The 20,618-nt window shown below is 68.0% G+C and carries 22 protein-coding genes and 1 pseudogene; 20 read left to right on the forward strand and 3 right to left on the reverse strand.

What is annotated here, in order from left to right; translation table 11 throughout:
• Position 1 precedes the first annotated feature (1 nt).
• The 12 genes and pseudogenes from AC1DO7_RS17935 to AC1DO7_RS17990 all read left to right on the forward strand — a co-directional run bounded on the left by AC1DO7_RS17935 (position 2) and on the right by AC1DO7_RS17990 (position 12,153).
• Positions 2-496, forward strand: coding sequence for a chemotaxis protein CheW (locus AC1DO7_RS17935; protein WP_477116391.1), 495 nt, complete (start codon positions 2-4; stop codon positions 494-496).
• Positions 497-548: 52 nt separating this feature from the next.
• Positions 549-1,451 (forward strand): CheR family methyltransferase, encoded by a 903-nt coding sequence (locus tag AC1DO7_RS17940; RefSeq protein WP_441650219.1) that lies wholly within the window; start codon positions 549-551, stop codon positions 1,449-1,451.
• On the forward strand, positions 1,451-2,101 hold the full coding sequence (gene cheD, locus AC1DO7_RS17945; protein WP_441621943.1) for a chemoreceptor glutamine deamidase CheD: 651 nt from the start codon (positions 1,451-1,453) through the stop codon (positions 2,099-2,101). Before AC1DO7_RS17940 ends, cheD begins: the two co-directional genes overlap by 1 nt.
• Positions 2,102-2,123: 22 nt before the next feature.
• Complete coding sequence (locus AC1DO7_RS17950) at positions 2,124-3,206, forward strand: protein-glutamate methylesterase/protein-glutamine glutaminase (protein WP_441621945.1); 1,083 nt, start codon at positions 2,124-2,126, stop codon at positions 3,204-3,206.
• An 89-nt stretch (positions 3,207-3,295) separates the two neighbouring features.
• A complete protein-coding gene (gene cheY, locus AC1DO7_RS17955; RefSeq protein WP_441621947.1) occupies positions 3,296-3,691 on the forward strand; it encodes a chemotaxis response regulator CheY in 396 nt (131 codons plus the stop codon).
• A gap of 16 nt (positions 3,692-3,707) precedes the next feature.
• Positions 3,708-4,337, forward strand: coding sequence for a protein phosphatase CheZ (gene cheZ / locus AC1DO7_RS17960; RefSeq protein WP_441621949.1), 630 nt, complete (start codon positions 3,708-3,710; stop codon positions 4,335-4,337).
• 213 nt (positions 4,338-4,550) lie between these two features.
• Positions 4,551-5,693 (forward strand): flagellar biosynthesis protein FlhB, encoded by a 1,143-nt coding sequence (gene flhB, locus AC1DO7_RS17965; RefSeq protein WP_477116392.1) that lies wholly within the window; start codon positions 4,551-4,553, stop codon positions 5,691-5,693.
• A pseudogene (gene flhA / locus AC1DO7_RS17970) lies at positions 5,690-7,680 on the forward strand (flagellar biosynthesis protein FlhA). The gene flhB and the pseudogene flhA overlap by 4 nt, the downstream one beginning before the upstream one ends.
• A 13-nt stretch (positions 7,681-7,693) precedes the next feature.
• Positions 7,694-10,132 (forward strand): flagellar biosynthesis protein FlhF, encoded by a 2,439-nt coding sequence (gene flhF / locus AC1DO7_RS17975; protein WP_477116393.1) that lies wholly within the window; start codon positions 7,694-7,696, stop codon positions 10,130-10,132.
• A gap of 3 nt (positions 10,133-10,135) precedes the next feature.
• Positions 10,136-10,969 carry a MinD/ParA family ATP-binding protein gene (locus tag AC1DO7_RS17980; RefSeq protein WP_441621957.1) on the forward strand — a complete coding sequence of 278 codons (834 nt, stop codon included), beginning with the start codon at positions 10,136-10,138 and terminating at the stop codon, positions 10,967-10,969.
• A 39-nt stretch (positions 10,970-11,008) separates the two neighbouring features.
• Positions 11,009-11,725 (forward strand): RNA polymerase sigma factor FliA, encoded by a 717-nt coding sequence (locus AC1DO7_RS17985; RefSeq protein ID WP_006162649.1) that lies wholly within the window; start codon positions 11,009-11,011, stop codon positions 11,723-11,725.
• The gene (locus AC1DO7_RS17990; RefSeq protein WP_441650389.1) at positions 11,722-12,153 is read left to right on the forward strand and encodes a flagellar protein FlhE; all 432 of its coding nucleotides are present in this window, start codon (positions 11,722-11,724) and stop codon (positions 12,151-12,153) included. Before AC1DO7_RS17985 ends, AC1DO7_RS17990 begins: the two co-directional genes overlap by 4 nt.
• Before the next feature lie 253 nt (positions 12,154-12,406).
• On the opposite strand, the gene AC1DO7_RS17995 is transcribed toward AC1DO7_RS17990, so the two are convergent.
• From AC1DO7_RS17995 to flgA, 3 genes are all read right to left on the reverse strand, one after another.
• On the reverse strand, positions 12,407-12,865 hold the full coding sequence (locus tag AC1DO7_RS17995) for a flagella synthesis protein FlgN (protein ID WP_441621962.1): 459 nt from the start codon (positions 12,863-12,865) through the stop codon (positions 12,407-12,409).
• 46 nt (positions 12,866-12,911) lie between these two features.
• Entirely contained in the window at positions 12,912-13,217 is a 306-nt protein-coding gene (gene flgM, locus AC1DO7_RS18000; RefSeq protein WP_441621964.1) for a flagellar biosynthesis anti-sigma factor FlgM, read from the reverse strand.
• 201 nt (positions 13,218-13,418) lie between these two features.
• A complete protein-coding gene (gene flgA / locus AC1DO7_RS18005) occupies positions 13,419-14,138 on the reverse strand; it encodes a flagellar basal body P-ring formation chaperone FlgA (RefSeq protein WP_441621966.1) in 720 nt (239 codons plus the stop codon).
• A 221-nt stretch (positions 14,139-14,359) separates the two neighbouring features.
• Here flgA and flgB point away from each other — a divergent pair, with 221 nt between their 5' ends.
• The 8 genes from flgB to AC1DO7_RS18045 are packed head-to-tail and all read left to right on the forward strand — an operon-like array spanning position 14,360 to position 20,618.
• Entirely contained in the window at positions 14,360-14,767 is a 408-nt protein-coding gene (gene flgB, locus AC1DO7_RS18010) for a flagellar basal body rod protein FlgB (RefSeq protein ID WP_441650388.1), read from the forward strand.
• Positions 14,768-14,774: 7 nt separating this feature from the next.
• A complete protein-coding gene (flgC, locus tag AC1DO7_RS18015) occupies positions 14,775-15,182 on the forward strand; it encodes a flagellar basal body rod protein FlgC (protein WP_441621970.1) in 408 nt (135 codons plus the stop codon).
• Positions 15,183-15,203: 21 nt separating this feature from the next.
• Positions 15,204-15,869 (forward strand): flagellar hook assembly protein FlgD, encoded by a 666-nt coding sequence (gene flgD, locus AC1DO7_RS18020; RefSeq protein ID WP_441621972.1) that lies wholly within the window; start codon positions 15,204-15,206, stop codon positions 15,867-15,869.
• Between the two features lie 44 nt (positions 15,870-15,913).
• Positions 15,914-17,167, forward strand: coding sequence for a flagellar hook protein FlgE (gene flgE, locus AC1DO7_RS18025; protein WP_477116394.1), 1,254 nt, complete (start codon positions 15,914-15,916; stop codon positions 17,165-17,167).
• A gap of 41 nt (positions 17,168-17,208) precedes the next feature.
• Positions 17,209-17,952: a flagellar basal-body rod protein FlgF gene (gene flgF / locus AC1DO7_RS18030; RefSeq protein ID WP_441650386.1), complete on the forward strand. Its 744-nt coding sequence runs from the start codon at positions 17,209-17,211 to the stop codon at positions 17,950-17,952.
• 52 nt (positions 17,953-18,004) lie between these two features.
• Entirely contained in the window at positions 18,005-18,790 is a 786-nt protein-coding gene (gene flgG, locus AC1DO7_RS18035) for a flagellar basal-body rod protein FlgG (protein WP_477116395.1), read from the forward strand.
• Positions 18,787-19,470: a flagellar basal body L-ring protein FlgH gene (gene flgH, locus AC1DO7_RS18040; protein WP_441621979.1), complete on the forward strand. Its 684-nt coding sequence runs from the start codon at positions 18,787-18,789 to the stop codon at positions 19,468-19,470. The genes flgG and flgH overlap by 4 nt, the downstream gene beginning before the upstream one ends.
• A gap of 14 nt (positions 19,471-19,484) precedes the next feature.
• The gene (locus AC1DO7_RS18045; RefSeq protein ID WP_441650385.1) at positions 19,485-20,618 is read left to right on the forward strand and encodes a flagellar basal body P-ring protein FlgI; all 1,134 of its coding nucleotides are present in this window, start codon (positions 19,485-19,487) and stop codon (positions 20,616-20,618) included.

The following is a 20,618-nucleotide window of genomic DNA, read 5'->3' on the forward strand; positions in this document are numbered from 1 at the left end:
CATGGCCGGCATCGGACACATCGATACCCCCGGAAGCGAAGCCGCGGGGCAGGAATTCCTGGTTTTCACGCTGGGGAGCGAAGAATACGGCATCGACATCCTCAAGGTGCAGGAGATCCGCGGCTACGACGCGGTCACCCGCCTGGCGAACGCGCCCGATTTCATCAAGGGCGTGACCAACCTGCGCGGGGTGATCGTGCCGATCGTCGACCTGCGCCTGAAGTTCCGCCTCGGCAACGTGCGCTACGACCACCAGACCGTGGTCATCATCCTCAATATCGCCGGGCGCGTGGTCGGCATCGTGGTGGATGGCGTGTCGGACGTGCTSACSCTGACSGGCGRMGMCATCAAGCCGGCGCCGGAGTTYGGCGTGTCGGTMTCCAACGARCACCTSACGGGGCTCGGCACCGTGGATGGCCGCATGCTGATCCTGATCGACATCGAGAAGCTGATGACCAGCGCCGAGATGGAACTGGTCGAGGCCGAACTCGCCTGAGCGCGGCCACACCCATCGTATCGAGCATCAAGCATCCCGTATCAGGCATCACATGACGCAGCCTCGCCCCACCGCCCTTGCCGCCGGCCTGCCGCTGGCGCAGCCCGCTTCGCCGCGGCGCGACGAGCCGCGTGATTTCCTGCTGACCGAACGCGACTTCGAGAAGATCCGCGCGATGATCCATCGCCGCGCGGGCATCTCGCTCGGCAGCCACAAGCGCGAGATGGTGTACAGCCGCCTCGCGCGCCGCCTGCGCACGCTGCAGCTCACCGATTTCGGCACCTACCTGGCCATGCTCGAGGAGGACGACCGCTCGGACGAGTGGGAGTTCTTCACCAATTCGCTCACCACCAACCTGACATCGTTCTTCCGCGAGGCGCATCACTTTCCCTTGCTGGCCGAACATGCCAAGAAGACCGGGCGGCCTTACTCGGTGTGGTGCTCGGCCGCGTCCACCGGCGAAGAGCCTTATTCCATCGCCATCACGCTGGCCGAAGCGCTGGGCGACCGTGCCGGCACGGTCCTGGCCACCGACATCGATACGCAGGTGCTGGCCAAGGCCCGCGCCGGCGTCTACACGGCCGAGCAGGTCAGCAAGCTCTCGCCCGAACGGCTCAAGCGCTTCTTCCTCAAAGGCACCGGCCAGCGCGCCGGCGCGGTCAAGGTCAAGCCGGACCTGGCGGGCACCATCGACTTCCAGCCGCTCAACCTGCTGGCGCCGGACTGGGGCATCCGCGAGAAGTTCGACGCGATCTTCTGCCGCAACGTGATGATCTACTTCGACAAGCCCACCCAGGGCCGCATCCTGGAGCGCTTCGTGCCGCTGCTCAAGCCGCACGGACTGTTGTTCGCGGGCCATTCGGAGAACTTTTCCTATGTCACGCGCGCGTTCCAGCTGCGCGGGCAGACCGTCTACGAGCTGGCGCCGCCGTCGGCCCGGCTGGGAGGTTCGTGATGCGCACGCCCCAGCTCCCCGAAGCGATCGCCACGCGCAGCTACTTCGACCGCGAGTTCGGCAAGCAGGCCATCAAGCTGCTGCCCAACGAGTACTACGTGACCCGCGAAGACGTGGTGCTGACCACCGTGCTGGGTTCCTGCGTGGCGGCCTGCATCCGCGACGAGACCGCCGGCGTGGGCGGCATGAACCATTTCATGCTGCCGGACGATGACGGCGCCGCCGGCGCCGACCGGCTGCTGTCGGCGTCCATGCGCTACGGCAGCTATGCGCTGGAAGTGCTGATCAACGAGCTGCTGAAGATGGGCGCGCGCCGCGAGCGGCTCGAGGCCAAGGTGTTCGGCGGTGGCGCGGTGCTGGCCAACATGACCACGCTCAATATCGGCGACCGCAACGCCGAGTTCGTGCTCAAGTACCTGAAGACCGAAGAGATCCGCGTAGCCGCGCAGGATCTGCGCGGCCCGCACGCGCGCCGCGTCAGCTACTTTCCGTTGACGGGACTGGCGCTGGTGCGCCGGCTCACTCGCCAGGACGACCAGGTGGTGGTCGAGCGCAACGAGCGTGCGCTGGCGCGGGCCATTGCCACCGCACCTGCCAGCGGCGGCGCCGAACTGTTTTCCAGGCGTGCGCCCTCGGCTGCCGTCTCCTGAACCGACAAGGATTTTTCCAGACATGAGTGCGGCCAAGATCAAGGTATTGTGCGTGGACGATTCCGCGCTGATACGCAGCCTGATGACCGAGATCATCAATAGCCAGCCCGACATGGAGGTGGTGGGTACCGCCCCCGATCCGCTGGTAGCGCGCGATCTGATCAAGCGCCTGAACCCGGATGTGCTCACGCTCGACGTGGAAATGCCGCGCATGGATGGCCTGGACTTCCTCGAGCGCCTGATGCGCTTGCGCCCGATGCCGGTGCTGATGGTGTCCTCGCTGACCGAGCGCGGCTCGGAAATCACCATGCGCGCGCTGGAGCTGGGCGCGGTGGATTTCGTCACCAAGCCCAAGCTCGGCATCCGCGACGGCCTGATGGAGTACACCGATACCATCGCCGACAAGATCCGCGCCGCGGCGCGGGCGCGCCTGCGCACCGCTCAGGCCGCGCCGGCGGGCGGCGGCACCACCGAGCCGGCGGCGCCGATGCTGCGCAGCCCGCTGCTGTCCACGGAGAAGCTGATCATCGTGGGCGCCTCCACTGGCGGCACCGAGGCGATCAAGGAATTCCTGATGCCGATGCCGCCGGACTGCCCGGCCGTGCTGATCGTCCAGCATATGCCGGCCGGCTTCACGCGCTCGTTCGCGCAGCGCCTGGACGGCCTGTGCCGCATCACGGTCAAGGAAGCGGAGCACGGCGAGCGCGTCTTGCCGGGCTACGCCTACATCGCGCCGGGCGATTCGCACCTGCGCCTGGCGCGCAGCGGGGCCAACTACGTGGCCCACCTGTCGCAGGAGCCGGCGGTCAACCGCCACCGGCCGTCGGTCGAAGTGCTGTTCGACTCCGCCGCCCAGCATGCCGGCAAGAACGCCATCGGCGTGATGCTGACCGGCATGGGCCGTGACGGCGCGCAGGGCATGCTGCGCATGCGCGAGGCCGGCGCCTACAACCTGGCGCAGGACGAGAGCACCTGCATCGTATTCGGCATGCCCAAGGAGGCGATTGCCGCCGGCGGCGTGCATGAGGTAGTGCCGCTGCACGCGATGAGCCAGCGCGTGATGGCGCGCCTGGCGACCTTCGGGACGCGCGCGCAGCGGGTTTGACCGGGCACAGGCGCCTGCCGGATCCACGCGGAGCGGCGGGTGCAAGTATTGAAGTAGCAACTTTCCACAACTGTATTGGAGCCGTTAGAGTGGACAAGAACATGAAGATCCTGGTGGTCGATGACTTCCCCACCATGCGCCGCATCATCCGTAACCTGCTCAAGGAACTGGGCTTCGCCAACGTCGAGGAGGCCGAAGATGGTGCCGCCGGCCTGGAGAAGGTCAAGGACGGCAGCTTCCAGTTCGTCGTGTCCGACTGGAACATGCCGAACATGGACGGCCTGAGCATGCTGCAGGCGATCCGCGCCGAAGCCGCGCTGGCCAAGCTGCCGGTGCTGATGGTGACGGCCGAGGCCAAGAAGGAAAACATCATCGCAGCGGCGCAGGCCGGCGCGAACGGCTACGTGGTCAAGCCGTTCACGGCCGCCACGCTTGACGAGAAGATCACCAAGATCTTCGAGAAACTGGCCAAGGAAGGGGCATAAGGTGGGCGACATGTCGATGACTCCGACTCTCAGCAACGAATCTGCCGAGCAGCTTTTCCAGCGCATTGGCGCCCTGACACGGATGCTGCGCGACAATATGCGCGAATTGGGGCTCGACAAGGAAATCGAGCGCGCCGCCCAGGCCATCCCCGATGCGCGCGACCGGCTCAGCTATATCGCCTTGATGACCGAGCAGGCCGCTGAACGCACGCTCAACGCCGTGGAGCTGGCGCAGCCGCTTCAGGCCGGCATGGAGAAGCAGGCCGAGGCGCTCGACAAGCGCTGGGAAGCCTGGTTCGACAAGCCGGTCGAGCTGGCCGACGCGCGCGAGCTGGTGCTCGATACCCGTGCCTTCCTGACCGACGTGCCGCAGCAGGCCCGCGCCACCGGCAGCCACCTGCTGGAAATCATGATGGCCCAGGACTTCCAGGACCTGACCGGCCAGGTCATCAAGAAGATGATGGACATGATCCGCTCGCTGGAGCAGGAACTGCTGCAGGTGCTGATCGACAACGTGCCGGCAGACCGCCGCGTCGAGGCGCCCGCCACGCTGATGAACGGCCCGCAGATCAACCCGGAAGGCAAGGCCGACGTCGTCTCCGACCAGTCGCAGGTGGACGACCTGCTTGCCAGCCTGGGCTTCTGAGTCCCGCCCGGGACGCGGTGCCGGCCTGGCGCCGCGCCGGCCCCCGGGGCGCCCCCGGAGGCCGTCCGGGGACACGGCCCGCCTTCGGGCGGGCCGTGTCATCGCGCAAACAGCGCCACAATCCCGGCCTTATTCCCTCTAATGCCCGCCCCTTCGCGCTCCGATAATCGTTGCTGACGAAGGGCCAGCATGCCGCTTCGTAACGGAGCGGCCATGTCCGAAGAAAGCGATCTCGAGAAAACCGAACCTGCCTCACCCCGGCGCCTGGAAAAGGCGCGCGAGGAAGGACAGGTCGTACGCTCGCGCGAGCTCGCTACGCTGATCATGCTGATGAGCGGCGTGGCTGGCCTTGCGACCCTCGGCGGCACGCTCGCCACCAGGCTCAACGCCGTGATGCGCGCCGGCCTGGCCTTCGAGCCGGCCACGGCCTTCGATACTTCGCGCATGATGTCGCGCTTCGCCATGAATACCTGGGAAGGCCTGCTGGCATTCCTGCCGCTGCTGCTGCTGTTCGGCGCGGCGGCCCTCGCCGGTCCCATGCTGCTGGGCGGCTGGATGTTCTCCACGCAATCCCTCGCCCCCGATTTCTCCCGGCTCTCGCCGCTCAAGGGGCTGGGCCGGCTGTTCTCCTCGCAATCCCTGGTGGAACTGGCCAAGGCCATCGCCAAGGCCCTGCTGGTGGGCGGCGTGGCCGGCTGGGTGCTGTGGCACCGCCTGCCCGACGCGGTGGCGCTGATGAGCGCGCCGCTGCACGAGGCGCTGCTGCACATGCTGGAGCTGGTGCTGCACTGCTGCGGGATGGTCRCCGGCTCGCTGGTGCTGGTGGCCGCGCTGGACGTGCCCTGGCAGTACTGGACCTTCTTCAAGAAGCTGCGCATGACCAAGGAAGAGGTCAAGCAGGAGCACAAGGACAGCGAAGGCGACCCGCATATCAAGGGCCGCATCCGCCAGCAGCAGCGCGCCATGGCTCGCCGCCGCATGATGTCCGAGGTGCCCAAGGCGGACGTGGTGGTCACCAACCCGACCCACTTCGCCGTGGCGCTGCGCTACGAGGAAGGCCGCATGAGCGCGCCGCGCGTGGTGGCCAAGGGCAGCGAGGCGGTCGCCGCGCGCATCCGCGAGATCGCCGTGGAGAACAACGTGCCGCTGCTGTCCGCGCCGCCGCTGGCGCGCGCGCTGCACCGCCACGTGGAGATCGGCCGCGAGATCCCCGCCGGCCTGTATACCGCCGTGGCCGAAGTCCTGGCCTGGGTCTATCAACTGAAGCACTGGCACCACACCAGCGGACCGCACCCCACGGCACCGTCCGACCTGCTGGTGCCTGACGAACTCGCCGTACCGGAAAGCCACGCATGAACGCATTGACCTCGCTGTTCAACCTGTCGGGGGCACGGGCCAGCAGCAGCCAGATGAAGGCGCTCGCGGGACCGCTGCTGATCATCATGATCCTCGGCATGATGATCCTGCCGCTGCCGCCCTTCGTGCTGGACCTGCTGTTTACGTTCAACATCGCGCTGTCGATCATGGTGCTGCTGGTGGGGTACTGCTCGAAGGCCACACCGGGCCCGACGCCGCGGGCAAGGTGATCGAGGCCTTCGGCCACTTCCTGGTGGGCGGCAACTTCGCCGTGGGCATCGTGGTGTTCGCCATCCTGGTGGTGATCAACTTCATGGTGATCACCAAGGGCGCGGGCCGGATCGCCGAGGTGGGCGCGCGCTTCATGCTCGACGCCATGCCCGGCAAGCAGATGGCGATCGACGCCGACCTCAACGCCGGCCTGATCAACGAAGACGGCGCCAAGAAGCGCCGGGCCGAAGTCTCGCAGGAATCGGATTTCTACGGCGCCATGGACGGCGCCAGCAAGTTCGTGCGCGGCGACGCCATCGCCGGGCTGCTGATCATGTTCATCAACGTCGGCGCGGGCATGGTGGTCGGCATGCTGCAGCACGACCTGGACTTCTCCACCGCGGTGCGCAATTACACGCTGCTGACCATCGGCGACGGCCTGGTGGCGCAGATCCCCGCGCTGGTGATCTCCACCGCCGCCGGCGTGATCGTTTCGCGTGTGTCGAACGAGCAGGACGTGGGCCAGCAGCTGACCGGCCAGCTCTTCTCCAACCCGCGCGTGCTGTACCTGACCGGCGGCATCATCGGCATGATGGGCATTATTCCCGGCATGCCGCATTTCGCCTTCCTGGYGTTCGCCGGCGCGCTGGTGTGGTTCGGCCGCTATGTGGCGCGACGCGACGTGGCCGCCGTGCAGGAAAAGAAACGCGAGGAACGCGCGCCCGTCGCCGCGGCGGAATCCACCGAAGCCAGCTGGGACGATGTCTCCCTGGTCGACCCGCTGGGCATGGAAGTGGGCTACCGCCTCATTCCGCTGGTGGACCGCGCGCAGAACGGCGAACTGCTGGGCCGCATCAAGAGCATTCGCAAGAAGGTGGCGCAGGAGATCGGCTTCCTGGTGCCGGTGGTGCATATCCGCGACAACCTCGAACTCAAGCCCAACGCCTACCGCATCACGCTCAAGGGCGTGGAGATCGGTCGCGGCGAGGCCACGCCGGGGCAGTGGATGGCGATCAACCCCGGCCAGGTATCCGGCACGCTGCCGGGCACGCCCACGCACGATCCGGCCTTCGGCTTGCCCGCGGTGTGGATCGAAGCCGGGCTCAAGGAGCAGGCGCAAACCTACGGCTTCACCGTGGTGGACGCCAGCACGGTAGTGGCGACTCACCTCAACCACCTGATCCACCTGCACGCGGCCGAACTGCTCGGGCGCCAGGAAGTGCAGGCCCTGCTGGACCGCATCTCCAAGGAATCGCCCAAGCTCACCGAAGACCTGGTGCCCAAGGTCATCACGCTCACCGCGCTGCAGAAGATCCTGCAGAACCTGCTGGACGAAAGCGTGCCGATCCGCGACATGCGCACCGTGCTGGACGTGGTGGCCGAGCACGCGCCCAAGATCAGCGATCCCAACGAACTTACCGCGCTGGTGCGCATGGCGCTGGGACGTGCCATCACCCAGCAGTGGTTCCCCAACGGGGCCGACCTGCAGGTCATCGGTCTGGACGCGGGGCTTGAGCGCGTGCTGTCGCAAGCGCTCACTAACGGCGGCGGTATCGAACCGGGGCTGGCCGATGCGCTGCTGCAGCAGACCCAGGCCGCGGTGTCGCGCCAGGAACACCTGGGGCTGGACCCCGTGCTGCTGGTGCCGCATCCGCTGCGCCCGCTGCTCGCGCGCTTCCTGCGCCGGACCATGCCGCAGCTCAAGGTGCTCTCGCATGCCGAGGTGCCGGACAACCGAAACATCAGGATCACCGCCATGATCGGCGGCGCAGCGTGAGGGATGACGCAAGATGAGCGTAGCTAAATTCGTGGCGGCCAATGGCCGCGAGGCCCTGCGCCAGGTGCGCGAGGCGATGGGCCCGGACGCCGTGGTGCTGTCCAACCGCACCGTCGAGGGTGGTGTGGAGATCGTCGCCATGCGCGACACCGATCTCGGCGCCATTTCCAGCAGCGCGCCGGTGTTCACGCCGCCGCCCGCCACGGTGGCGGTCGACGGTGCCCTGGGCGACCTGCGCGGGGAACTGCAGACCATGCGCGCCATGATGGAGCGGCAGTTCGCGGGAGTAGGCACTCACAGCCTGCCTGCCGCAGGCGGCGATCCGCTGCGCGATTCCCTGTTCAACTGGCTGGTCACCGCCGGATTTTCCGGCCAGCTCGCGCGTTCGCTGCTGGGCCACCTGCCGCTCGGCCACGACCGGCCCGCCGCCATGACCTGGATCCGCCAGGAGCTGGCGCGCAAGGTGCCGGTGCTGGGCGACGAAGACGCGCTGTTCGCGCAAGGCGGCGTGCTGGCCCTGATCGGCCCCACCGGGGTGGGCAAGACCACCACCACCGCCAAGCTGGCCGCGCGCTTCGTGCTCAAGCACGGCCCGGAACGGCTGGCGTTGCTGACCACCGACACCTTCCGTATCGGCGCGCATGAACAACTGCGCATCTATGGCGACATCCTCGGCGTGCCCGTGCACGCGGTCAAGGACGCGGCCGACCTGCGCTTCGCGCTGGCCGCGCTCACCGAGAAGCACCTGGTGATCATCGACACCGTCGGCATGAGCCAGCGCGACCGCAACCTGTCCGAGCAGATCGCCATGCTGGCCGGCGTGCAGGCGCCGGTGCAGCGCATCCTGCTGCTCAACGGCGCCAGCCACGGCGACACGCTCAACGAGGTGGTGCATGCCTACCGCCACGATGCCACGCCCGGCGGCGGCATCGACGGCTGCATCGTCAGCAAGCTCGACGAAGCCACGCACCTCGGCTCCGTGCTCGACGTGGTGATCCGCCACCGCCTGCCGGTGTACTACGCCTCGATCGGTCAGCGCGTGCCCGAACACCTGGAGCTGGCCAGCGGCGCCGCCCTGGTCGAGCGCGCCTTCCAGACCCCGCGCCGTGGCTCCGTCTTTGCCGATGCCGATGCCGTGYGCCGCGTCATGCCGGGCCAGGATGACAACGATGGCGCCCGCGCCGCGGGTGCTTCGGCCACCGCCGGCGCCGAGGGCATGCTGCGCTCGCTGACCGACAGCGCCAACGCGGTCAGCGACTGCGTGGACCAGCTCGACGCGGGCAACTTCGGCTTCGACCTGGTACGCACCCTGTGGCAGCAGCGCGCGGACAGCGCACCGTCGGCGCGCCAGATGGCGCAACACGTGCGCGAGGCCGCCTGCCGCGATCTCGCCCGCCAGTGCGACCGCTTCGTGCTCGCGCTGAGCGCCACCGTGGCCGCGCCCGCGGCCGGCCGCCGCGCGCCGCGCCCGTGGCAGCATACGCTGTGGCTGGCCGACCGCGACGGCCTGCCGCTGGCTGCCGCCGCGGCGCCGGGCGGGCGTACCGCCCCAGCGCTGCAGGCAAGCCAGGGCGGCTGGGAAACCGACGCCGCCAACCTGGGCGCCGCCATCGCCGCCGCGCGTACCGTGGTCAATGTGCTGGACACCATGCCGGCCGCGGCCACGCTGGCGCGCTGGCAGCAGGCAGGTGAGCGCTGGCTGACCACCACCCGCAAGACCACGCGCGTCGCCAGCAACGGCGTTGCGCTGAAGGTCGATGCGCTGGCCGAGACGCTGACGTTCCATGCCTTCGAAGAGATCGAGTACCGCGGCCGCGATGCCGTGCAGTGGATCGCGCAAGCGCCGGTGCGCGTGCTCGAAAGCCAGGTGCGCGGCACGCGCGGCAGCKAGGGCGGCACCGAGGCCGGCCTGCTGGTATCGCGCCTGGTCGACCGTGAAAACGGCCAGACACTGGCCGTGCAATACCTGCTGTGCGAGCCCGCACTGCTGGCCGAGGGCGCGCAACTGGCGCGCTGGGCACGCTGGGCCGAAGCCGGCGAGGCGCACCTGCGCACACTGCGCCATGCGCTCGACCATCTCGGCCAGGGCGAACGCCAGGACGGCGCCAACGATGCCGCGCAGGCGGAAAACCAGGCATGCGCGCGCCTGCTGGCACTGCAGATGGCCGTGGCCGCGCTGCGCCTGGAGCAGGCCGGCGACACGGAAGCCGCGGCCTTCCTGGCGCGCCTGTCCGCGCGCGCGCCGGCGCGCCAGACCCCGAATGCTGCCGTGCTGGTCGAAGGCATGGGCCGCCTGCTGGCGCTGCTGGACGTGCTGGAGAACTACCCCGCGCGCAATGGCCGTGCCGCACCTGCCGTGCCGACCGTACCGGCCGCGCCCGCCACCGAGCCCGACGGCTTCGTCGATGGTGGCCGGATGTTCAAGGCGCTGGCGCAGGTGCAGGGAGAGTAAAACGTGAATTCACTTGCCCTGGACCAGGCCGAAAGCCTGCGGCGCATGCTGGCGCCGCGTGCCACGCGCCGCATCGCGGTGGTCGCGAGCGATGCGGGCGCCGGTGCCACCACGGTGGCGCTCGGGCTGGCCAATGCGCTCGCCATGCAGGGTGAACGCGTGCTGCTGATCGACGAAGACCGCATTGGCGCGCGCGCCACCCGCTTGGCCGGCGCGGCGCCCGAGGGCACGCTGGCCGCCGTGCTGGGCGGTGCGCTCACGCTGGAGGCCGCGCTGGGGCAACGTCCCGCGGGCACCATCGGCGTGCTGCCCGGCAGCCCGCAGGCCACGGGCGACCTGGGCCTGTTCAATGGCTACCGCACCGTGCTCAGCGATGCCCGCAGCGATGCCGAGGGCGCCCTGTCGCAGGTGGCCGGCATGGCGCACAACGTGGTGGTGGTGCTGCGTGCCGAGCCGGCATCGATCAAGGCCGCCTATGCCTGCATCAAGCAGCTGAACCACCTCTACGCCTGCCGCCGTTTCCACCTGGTCGTCAATGCCGCCGCCAGCGACGCCGCCGCCAGCGCCGTGCTCGGCAATCTTGCGCGCACCGCCAGCCAGTATCTCGGCGTGGACGCGAGTCCTGCCGGCAGCCTGCCGCACGATCCGCTGGTCGAGCGCAGCACGGCGCTTGGCCGCTGCGTGGTCGAAGCGTATCCGGCGGCGCCGGCCACTGCCGCCCTGCGCCGTCTTGCCGTCGGCATCGCCGGCTGGCCGCTTCCCATGCCTTCACCAGCCGTAGCCCGTTCAACCCCTCCGGCCGCGCCGCTGGCGCCGCCGGCCACGGCCCTGGCCTGAGCGCCGGGCCTGCCAGCTAGGACTCACGAGAATTCCACCATGTATACGATTCAGGGAAAGCTCGAACAGACTGACACCGTGACCGCGCATGCGTCGCTGGTGCGTCGCATCGCCTTGCAACTCGCGGCCAAGCTGCCGGCCAGCGTGCAGCTCGATGACCTCATCCAGGCTGGCATGATCGGCCTGCTCGACGCCGCCAAGCGTTACGAGGATACGCACGGTGCGCGTTTCGAGACCTATGCCAGCCAGCGCATCCGCGGCGCCATGCTCGACGAGGTGCGCGCCAACGACTGGCAATCGCGCAGCCTGCGCCAGTTCACCCGGCGCATCGAGCGTACCGTGCGCGGCCTCGAGCAGACGCTCGGCCGGGCGCCGCTGGACTCCGAGGTGGCGCAGGAGCTCGAGTTGCCACTCGACGAATACCAGACCTTGCTCAACGAGGTCTATGGCTGCCAGCTGCTGCACTACGAAGACTTCGAACGCTCCGGCGAAGAAGACTTCCTGGATCGCCACCTGAGCGTCAGCGACGACGGCAATCCGCTCACCGTGCTGATGGAGAGCGGCATGCGCGAAGCGCTGATACGCGCCATCGAGCGACTGCCCGAGCGGGAAAAGCTGGTGCTGTCGCTGTGCTACGACCAGGAGCTGAACCTGCGTGAGATCGGCGCCGTGCTCGAGGTGACGGAGTCGCGCGTCTGCCAGATCCGCAGCCAGGCCATCACGCGCCTGCGTTCGCAGCTGCGCGGGCTGCTATGAAAGCCAGGTCCCGCCATATCGCCGTGGCGGCCATTGCCGCATGCTGCAGCCACGGCTGGGCCGCGCCGGCAGGACCTACCCTGCATTCGTGGTCGGCTTCCGTGAGTGGCCCCGCCTTGTATGGCAAGGGCCTGCGCACCATGTCCGCGCCCATCACCCCGACCGGGTATCTGCCGCAGGCCGAGGGCGCCATCACCACCGTGCGGTGGCGCTACAGCTTTACCCGCACGCCGCCGCTCGATCTGCAGGCCTATCTCTGCAATGCGCAGCGCTGCGTGTTGCTGCCGGGGGCGGAGGGACTCACCGATGCCTTCAGCGGGGATGACGCAGGCAGGGGATTCGTGTTCGCGTTCCAGGTACCGGGGAAGGGCGCGCTGACGCCCGTCCTGCAGGGACAGTCGGGACAAGTGGTGGTGGGGTACAGGTAAGACCGCAGGTGCATGGATTCGGCGGCCCGGGCCTTTCCGCCCGGGCGCCGCTTCCCAAGCCCCCGCAGCCGCTCAAGCCTCAAGTCTCAAGCCTCAGGCTCCAACCCTCAAGCCACCGGCTCCGCCACCGCGCCCGAACAAAAAAAAGCGGCTTCGCCTTCCCTGCCGGGAGCGAAGCCGCTTTTTTTGTTCGTTCGGTCTTTCCTGCATTTCGCCGCGGGCTTGCGAAAGCCCGTGGCGACAAGACACCGGTTCAGCCCGCCGCCAGGCTGACGCCTTGCGGACCTTGCTGGGTTCGCCCGTCCTTGCCGTACAACGTGCCCGTCTCGCCCCGGTGGCGCAGCGCCAGGATGGCTTCCTGCGTGAACTCCAGATGCGCATCCACCACGGCCGCATTGACGGCGTTGGCATCGCGCGCCATGCGCGCGGCGAACAGCAGGTCGCGCCATGCGGTCTCGACGGCAGGCACGATCTCGCGCCCGAACAGCTGGCCGCCCGCACCGAGGCGAATCCCCATGGCACCCATCTGCGCCTCGCGCGTGCGCGTCAGCGTCTGCAGCGAGCCGGCCAGTTCGACCTTGCGATCCAGCAGGCCGACCAGCGCCTGGTAGTCGCCCGCCTTGATCATGGCGCGCTCTTCGCCCAGCACGGCGGCGAATTCCTTGGAGAGCTCGGTTTCCCGGGCGAGGTTCTGGATCAGGGACTGGCTCATGGCTTGCCTAAGTGTCGTGGGTTGGCTTTGCCGCCGGTGTCGAGCGTCAGGCGCCGCCGTTGAGTTCGCGCAGCGACGCCAGCAGACCGTCTGCGATCTTGCTGGGGTCGATCTTGATGCGTCCTTCGGCGATGGCCTGGCGGATTTCGTCCACCTTGGCGGTATCGATGTCGTCGTCTTGGTCTTCCACCAGGCGCGCGCCGATTTCGCGCACCTGGGCGCCCAGCGGGCTGACGCGCACGCCGGGGGTTTCCGGGGCGGCGGCCGGGCCGGCGGGGGTGCCTGCCACGCTGCGCGTTGCACCGTCGCCGGCGTCGCCCGGCCTCGAGGAGGTGGTCTGATTGATCTTCACGGTGATTCCTTGCTGGGTACCTCTGGCTTATCGGACGGTGGCGGCAGAACTTTAGGGCCGCCCCGGGTCCATCCGGCCCGGCTCACGGACCCGTCCGGCCACGCTGCCCGCCGGACGCCGGTCTTGGGATGCCGGCTGCACATCCTGCAGCGCTGCGCGCCATTGTCTCATGAGACCGTTGCGCTACCCAGGCACGCCAGCCTATTGCTGCAGCACCACCGTGTCGCCATTGCGCACCAGCGCGCTGACCACCTGGCCGCTCTTGAGCCGCACCTGCACATTGCTGCCGACCGCGGCTTCGGCCATCACCTTGCCCTCGCTGCTGAGCTGGAAGGAATCCCCCTCGACCACCACCGTCACGTTCTGTCCCTGCCGCACGGCAATGGCCTTCTTCAGGAGATCCGTGCGCATCGGCGAACCCGCTGCGATGCGGCTGGCGGCCACGGCGCCCGCGATCTGCGCGGGGTCGGTCACCACCGCGCGCGGCAGGTTGGAAAGGTCGCCCTGGCGCACTTCCAGGTCAGAAGGGTCTACTGGCTCGCCGGGGGTGAAATTGCGGCCGGCCACGTAGTAATCGGCCACCACCGCGACGCGCGCCTGCACGTAGCGCGTCCACGGGCGCTCGCCGCCGCAGCGCACGCCGACGGAGACGCGGCCCCAGGGCGACGCGCCCGGCGGCAGGAAGGGTTCGGGCAGGGTGCATTCCGGTGCGCGGCCGCCCGACGGCGGCACGACCTGGATGCTGGCCTTGCCGGGCAGCCCGGCGGTCTGGCGTTCGAGGAACCGCTCCACCGCGACGCGCACCGGGTCTTCGGCAAAGGGCGAGGGCGGCGCTGCGCGGACGCTGCCGGACAGGGCGCCGCCGGCGGCGAGCACACAGAGCAGGGCACGCGCAACGGCGGACCGGAAACGAGGAATCATGGGTGCATCCAGGCAAGGAGCGGTGCGCTGGCGCGCCACCGGCGCGCGGGCCGGGCCGCGAGAACAGGACCCATTGTAGGCAGCCGCGCTTTCTCTCTCGTTCCGAAATACGCAGTTTTCTTTGCCCYATTCGCACGATTGGGATGACAGGGCCGAACCTAAGATGGCACACCTGAAGAAGGTCGACCTTCATCGCTCTCTCCCTCCAGCGAGACACAGACATGATTGACAGACTCGATGCGGCACTGCGCTTCCAGCAGGATGCGCTGAGCTTGCGGACCCAGCGGCAGTCGGTGATTGCCTCCAATATCGCGCACGCCGACACGCCCGGCTACAAGGCGCGCGACTTCGATTTCTCCAGCACGCTGGCGCAGACGGTCGAGCGCGGCAGGCGCGCCGAAGGCGTATCTCTCTCCACGACCTCGGCGCGGCACCTGCCGGGCCAGGCGTCGGCGTCCGACAACATGGACCTCGAGTACCGCATCCCCATGCAGTCGAGCATCGACGGCAATACCGTCGAGATGGACACCGAGCGCGTGGCCTTCGCCGACAACGCGGTGCACTTCGAGTCTGGCCTCACGGTGATGAGCGCCAAGATCAAGACCATGCTGTCGGCCATCCAGCAGTGAGCGCGCCATGCCAGCAATGAATATCTTCGAGGTGGCCGGCTCGGCCATGGCCGCGCAGTCGCAGCGCATGAACGTGACCGCCTCCAACCTGGCCAACGCGGACAGCGCGGTCAGCCCCAACGGCCAGCCCTACCGCGCCAAGCAGGTGGTGTTCGGCCTGGCACCCACGCCAGGCCAGAGCGACGTGGGCGGCGTGCAGGTGGAAGGCGTGCTGGAAGACCCGTCGCCGCCGCGCATGATCCACAACCCGACACATCCGCTGGCCAACGCCGACGGCTACGTCACCATGCCGAACGTCAACCCGGTGGAAGAGATGGTCAACATGATCTCGGCCTCGCGGTCCTACCAGGCCAACGTGGAAGTCCTCAACACCGCCAAGAACATGATGCTCAAGACACTGACCATCGGGCAGTAATCGTCTTAACCGGGATACGCAATGACTAGCACTTCTTCCGTCGATACCAGCAGCCAGGGCATCAACAACGCCTTGCAGAGTGGCAGCGCTAGCGCCGCCGACCTGCAGAACAACTTCCTGACCATGCTGGTCACGCAGATGAACAACCAGGACCCGCTCAACCCGATGGACAACTCGCAGCTCACCTCGCAGCTCGCGCAGATCAGCCAGGTGAGCGGCATGCAGACCATGAACAGCACGCTGCAGGCGCTGCTGTCGCAAGTCTCCGCCAGCCGGGCCATGGATTCGGCGTCGCTGATCGGCCATACGGTGATGGTGCCGGGCTCCAGCACCTCGGTGACGGGCGGCGTGCCGGACAAGATCGGCGTGGACCTGCCTTCGACGGCCGACGCGGTCACGGTGAACGTGCTCGACAAGGACGGCAACGTCGTGCGCACCATCGACATGAAGGGCCAGGTCGCGGGCGTGCACGACATTCCGTGGGACGGCAAGAACGATGCCGGCGCGGCTTTGCCCGACGGCGACTACAGCTTCAAGGTCACGGCCACGGCCAGCGGCAAGGATGTCACGCCGGTCGCGCTGGTCTACGGCAAGGTGGGCAGCATCAGCGGTGACTCCAGCGGCGTGCTGGTGGATATCGGCAACGGCCGCACGGCGTCCGTCGACGACGTGCGCCGCATTCTTTGATTCAACTGCGATTCATCAGCTAACCAGTCTACTAGGGGAACATCATGGGTTTCGGTCAAGGGGTAAGCGGCATCAACGCCGCGGCATCCAACCTGGACGTCATCGGCAACAACATCGCCAACGCCAATACCGTCGGCTACAAGCAATCGACGGCGCAGTTCGCCGACGTGTATGYGGGCACCAAGATTGGCCTGGGCGTGACGGTGAATTCGGTGGTGCAGTCGTTCAGCCAGGGCAATATCGAGGCGAGCGGCAGCTCGCTCGACGTGGCGATCACCAACGGCAACGGCTTCTACCGCCTGACCGACGCCACAGGTTCGGTCTTCTACTCGCGCAATGGCCAGTTCTCGCGCCAGCCCGACGGCAGCATCACCAATGCGCAGGGCCTGGCGCTGACCGGCTACCCGGCCGGCACGACCGGCGGCGGCGCGGTGCAGCCGCAGCCGCTGGTGGTGCCCAGCACCACCATGGCGGCCAAGGCCACCACCACGCTGGCCTCGTCGTTCAACCTGGATTCCGGCAGCAAGGTTCCGGCCACGCCGTTCGTCAGCACCGGCCCGCTCCCCGGACCGCCCCCGGTGCCGGCTTCGTTGCCGACCTTGAGCATGTACAACTACGGCACCGGCGTGACGGTGTATGACTCGCTGGGCAATGCCCGCCAGCTGACCGCGTACTTCTCGACGGGTACGCCGGGCGCCGGCACGCAGCCGGGCGGCACCGACTGGACCATGCACCTGACCGATGCGGCGGGCAACGTCGTCAACACCACCACGATGCAGTTCAGCTCGAACGGCAACCTGGTGTCGCCGGCGCCTGGCGCCACCACCAACATCGCCATGCCCGCCTCCAACGGCGCCGCCGCGATGGCCATCGCCATGGACCTGACCGGCACCACGCAGTTCGCCGGCGCCAGCGACACCAAGCCGCCGGTGCAGGATGGCTATGCGGCGGGCAGCCTGCTGGGCTTCGCCATCCAGCCGGACGGCACCATCCTGGGCAGCTACTCCAATCAGAAGACCCAGGCACTGGGCCAGGTCGTGATGGCGGGCTTTGGCAACCCCGAAGGCCTCAGGCCCGAAGGCAACAATGTGTGGTCGGCGACCGGCGCGTCGGGCCAGCCGGTGGTCGGCGCGCCCGGCGGCAGCCTGGGCACGCTCAAGTCCAATGCGGTCGAAGCCTCCAACGTGGACCTCTCCGGCCAGCTCGTGAGCCTGATCGTGGCGCAGCGCAACTACCAGGCCAACGCGCAGACCATCAAGGCACAGGACACGGTCATGCAGACCCTGGTCAACCTGTAATGCACGTCGTCGGCAAGCAAGGCCGGAACTGAGGAAACGCAATGGACCGCTTGATCTATACCGCCCTGTCGGGGGCCAAGCAGACGCTTGACCAGCAGGCTGCGGTATCCAACAACCTGGCCAATGCCTCCACGCCGGCCTTCCGCGCGCAGGTCAACATGTTCCGCGCGGTGCCGGTGGTGGGCAATGCCTCGCCGACCCGCGCCTTCACGCTGGCTTCCACGCCGGGCGCTGACATGAAGGCCGGCCCGCTGACCTACACCGAGCGTCCGCTGGACGTGGCGCTGCAGGGCAATGGCTGGCTGACCGTGCAGGCGCCCGACGGCAGCGAGGCCTACACTCGCGCAGGTTCGCTGCAGGTGTCGGCCGACGGCCAGCTGCTGACCAGCACCGGCTTGCCGGTGATGGGCGACGGCGGCCCGATCGCGGTGCCGCCCGGGTCGACGGTCAGCATCGGCAGCGATGGCGCCATCACCGCGCGCGGCCCCGGCGATGCCGCGCAAGGCCTTGCGCAGGTTGGCAAGCTGCGCCTGGTGAACCCGCCGCCGGAGTCGATCGCCCGCGGCGACGACGGCCTGTTCCGCCTGCGCCCCGGCGCGCAGCCGCTGCAGCAGGACGCCAACGTACGCGTGGTTTCCGGCGCGCTTGAAGGCAGCAACGTGAATCCGGTGGAAGCCATGGTCGACATGATCGCCAACGCGCGCCGCTTCGAGATGCAGATGAAGATGATCCAGGGCGCGGACACCAACGACCAGCGCGCCAACCAGCTGCTCTCGAACAACTGAATTTCTTGAATTGATGCGCCGTCGCACCATGCGGCGGCCTGTGAGGACAAACATGATCCGCTCTCTCTGGATTGCCAAGACCGGCCTCGATGCGCAGCAGACGCAGATGGACGTGATCTCGAACAACCTGGCCAACGTGTCGACCAACGGCTTCAAGCGCGGCCGCGCCGTGTTCGAGGAACTGATGTACCAGACCGTGCGCCAGCCGGGCGCGCTGTCGTCGGACCAGACCACGCTGCCCTCGGGCCTGCAGCTGGGYACCGGCGTGCGCCCCGTGGCCACSGARCGYATCCACACSCAGGGCAAYCCGMMGCAGACCGGCAACAGCAAGGACGTGGCCRTSATCGGCCAGGGCTTCTTCCAGGTCACGCTGCCCGACGGCACCACCGCCTACACGCGCGACGGCTCGTTCCAGACCGACCCGAACGGCCAGCTGGTGACCTCCAGCGGCTTCGTGGTCCAGCCCGCCATCACGCTGCCGGCCAACTACACCACGCTCACCGTGGGGCGCGACGGCACGGTCTCGGTCACGCAGCCGGGCTCGAGCAACAACGTGCAGGTCGGCCAGCTGCAACTGGCTACCTTTGCCAATCCGGCCGGACTGGAAAGCCTGGGCGAGAACCTGTACGTGCAGACCGACGCATCGGGCGCGCCCAACACCACCGTGCCCGGCCTGAACGGCGCCGGCACGCTGCAGCAGAACTACGTGGAAGCCTCCAACGTGAACGTGGTCGAAGAGCTGGTCAGCATGATCCAGACCCAGCGCGCCTACGAGATCAACAGCAAGGCAGTGCAGACGTCCGACCAGATGCTGCAGCGCCTCACCCAGCTCGGATGATCATGATTGCCTCGTTGACCCGCCTGGGCGCGCTCGCCCTGTGCTGCCTCGCGACCGGTTGCGCGATGATGCCGCGCGAGCCGCTGGTCCAGCTTCCCACCACCGCGCGGGCGGAACCCCGCGCATTGGGACCGGCGAGCGGATCGATTTTCCAGGGGTCGTACGCAGGCAATCCGCTGTTCGAGGATCGCCGTCCGCGCAACGTGGGCGACATCCTCACCATCGTGATCAGCGAAAACGTCAACGCCAGCAAGAATTCCGGCACCAACGCCAGCCGCACGTCCAACAGCGCGCTGGCATTCGATGCCGTGCCCAAGGCGCTCGGTGGCTTGTTCAGCAGCAGCCAGAACGCCACCATGAGCGGTGCCAACGCCCTCAAGGCCAGCGGCGGCGCCACCGCCGCCAACACCTTCAGCGGCACCATCACCGTGACCGTGCTGGAAGTGCTGCCCAACGGCAACCTGGTGGTGTCCGGCGAAAAGCAGATGGCCATCAACCAGGGCGCGGAGTTCATCCGCTTCTCGGGCGTGGTCAATCCGCGCACGATCACAGGCGACAACGCGGTCCCGTCCACCCAGGTGGCGGACGCGCGCATCGAATACACCGCCAAGGGCTATATCGACGAAACGCAGAACATGGGCTGGCTGCAGCGTTTCTTCCTCAACGTTTCACCGTACTGATGGCAGATTGCATCATGTTCCCGTCTTCGCTCCCTGTCTTGCGCCGCCGCTTCGTCCGCGCTCTCTTCCTCGCGCTGACGCTGGGCCTGCTGTCAGGCGCGGCGCATGCGGAACGGCTGAAGAACCTGGCTACCTTCCAGGGCGTGCGGGACAATCCGCTGGTCGGCTACGGCCTGGTGGTCGGGCTGGACAGCACCGGCGACCAGACCATGCAGACGCCGTTTACCACGCAGAGCCTGACCAATATGCTCTCGCAGCTCGGCATCACGCTGCCGGCCGGCAAGAACATGCAGCTCAAGAACGTGGCGGCGGTGATGGTGACGGCGACGCTGCCGCCGTTCGCGCAGCCCGGCACCCAGCTCGACGTGGTGGTGTCGTCGATGGGTAACGCCAAGAGCCTGCGCGGCGGCACCTTGCTGATGACGCCGCTCAAGGGGGCCGATGGCCAGGTCTATGCCATCGCGCAGGGCAACATGCTGGTGGGCGGCGCGGGTGCGTCGGCCAACGGCAGCAAGGTGCAGGTCAACCAGCTGGCGGTGGGCCGCATCGCCAACGGCGGTATCGTCGAACGCGCCGTGCCGGCCTTCCAGCCCGAAGGCGGCCTGCTGAACATCGAACTGCGTGAAACCGACTACGGCACCGCGGAACGCGTGGTCGATGCCATCAACCGCAACATGGGCGGCGGCGTGGCCACCGCGCTGGACGGGCGCGTAGTGCAGGTGCGCACGCCGCAGGGTTCCTCCGCGCGAGTGGGTTTCATGGCGCGCATCGAGAACATCGAGGTCACGCGCGCCAAGGCCGCGGCCAAGGTCATTCTCAACGCACGCACCGGCTCGATCGTCATGAACCAGGCCGTCACCGTGGAAGACTGCGCCGTCGCGCACGGCAATCTCTCCGTGGTCATCAACACCCAGCCGGTGATCAGCCAGCCGGCGCCGTTCAGCGGCGGCCAGACCGTGGTGGCGCCGGTGTCGCAGATCGACCTGAAGCAGCAGGCCGGTTCGCTGCAGATCGTGAAGGCGGGCGCCTCGCTGGCGGCGGTGGTCAAGGGCCTCAATTCGCTGGGCGCGACCCCGGCCGACCTGCAGACCATCCTGGAAGCCATGCGCGCGGCCGGCGCGCTGCGCGCGGACCTCGAGATCATCTGA

The sequence above is a fragment of the Cupriavidus sp. 05N40 genome, from assembly GCF_056397305.1.

Excerpts from the sequence above, each read along its gene's own strand:
- AC1DO7_RS17940 (WP_441650219.1), top strand. The coding sequence starts at position 549 with ATGACGCAGCCTCGCCCCACCGCCCTTGCCGCCGGCCTGCCGCTGGCG.
- cheD (WP_441621943.1), top strand. The coding sequence starts at position 1,451 with ATGCGCACGCCCCAGCTCCCCGAAGCGATCGCCACGCGCAGCTACTTC.
- AC1DO7_RS17950 (WP_441621945.1), top strand. The coding sequence starts at position 2,124 with ATGAGTGCGGCCAAGATCAAGGTATTGTGCGTGGACGATTCCGCGCTG.
- cheZ (WP_441621949.1), top strand. The coding sequence starts at position 3,708 with ATGACTCCGACTCTCAGCAACGAATCTGCCGAGCAGCTTTTCCAGCGC.
- AC1DO7_RS17985 (WP_006162649.1), top strand. The coding sequence starts at position 11,009 with ATGTATACGATTCAGGGAAAGCTCGAACAGACTGACACCGTGACCGCG.
- AC1DO7_RS17990 (WP_441650389.1), top strand. The coding sequence starts at position 11,722 with ATGAAAGCCAGGTCCCGCCATATCGCCGTGGCGGCCATTGCCGCATGC.
- AC1DO7_RS17995 (WP_441621962.1), bottom strand. The coding sequence starts at position 12,865 with ATGAGCCAGTCCCTGATCCAGAACCTCGCCCGGGAAACCGAGCTCTCC.
- flgA (WP_441621966.1), bottom strand. The coding sequence starts at position 14,138 with ATGATTCCTCGTTTCCGGTCCGCCGTTGCGCGTGCCCTGCTCTGTGTG.
- flgB (WP_441650388.1), top strand. The coding sequence starts at position 14,360 with ATGATTGACAGACTCGATGCGGCACTGCGCTTCCAGCAGGATGCGCTG.
- flgC (WP_441621970.1), top strand. The coding sequence starts at position 14,775 with ATGCCAGCAATGAATATCTTCGAGGTGGCCGGCTCGGCCATGGCCGCG.
- flgD (WP_441621972.1), top strand. The coding sequence starts at position 15,204 with ATGACTAGCACTTCTTCCGTCGATACCAGCAGCCAGGGCATCAACAAC.
- flgF (WP_441650386.1), top strand. The coding sequence starts at position 17,209 with ATGGACCGCTTGATCTATACCGCCCTGTCGGGGGCCAAGCAGACGCTT.
- flgH (WP_441621979.1), top strand. The coding sequence starts at position 18,787 with ATGATCATGATTGCCTCGTTGACCCGCCTGGGCGCGCTCGCCCTGTGC.
- AC1DO7_RS18045 (WP_441650385.1), top strand. The coding sequence starts at position 19,485 with ATGTTCCCGTCTTCGCTCCCTGTCTTGCGCCGCCGCTTCGTCCGCGCT.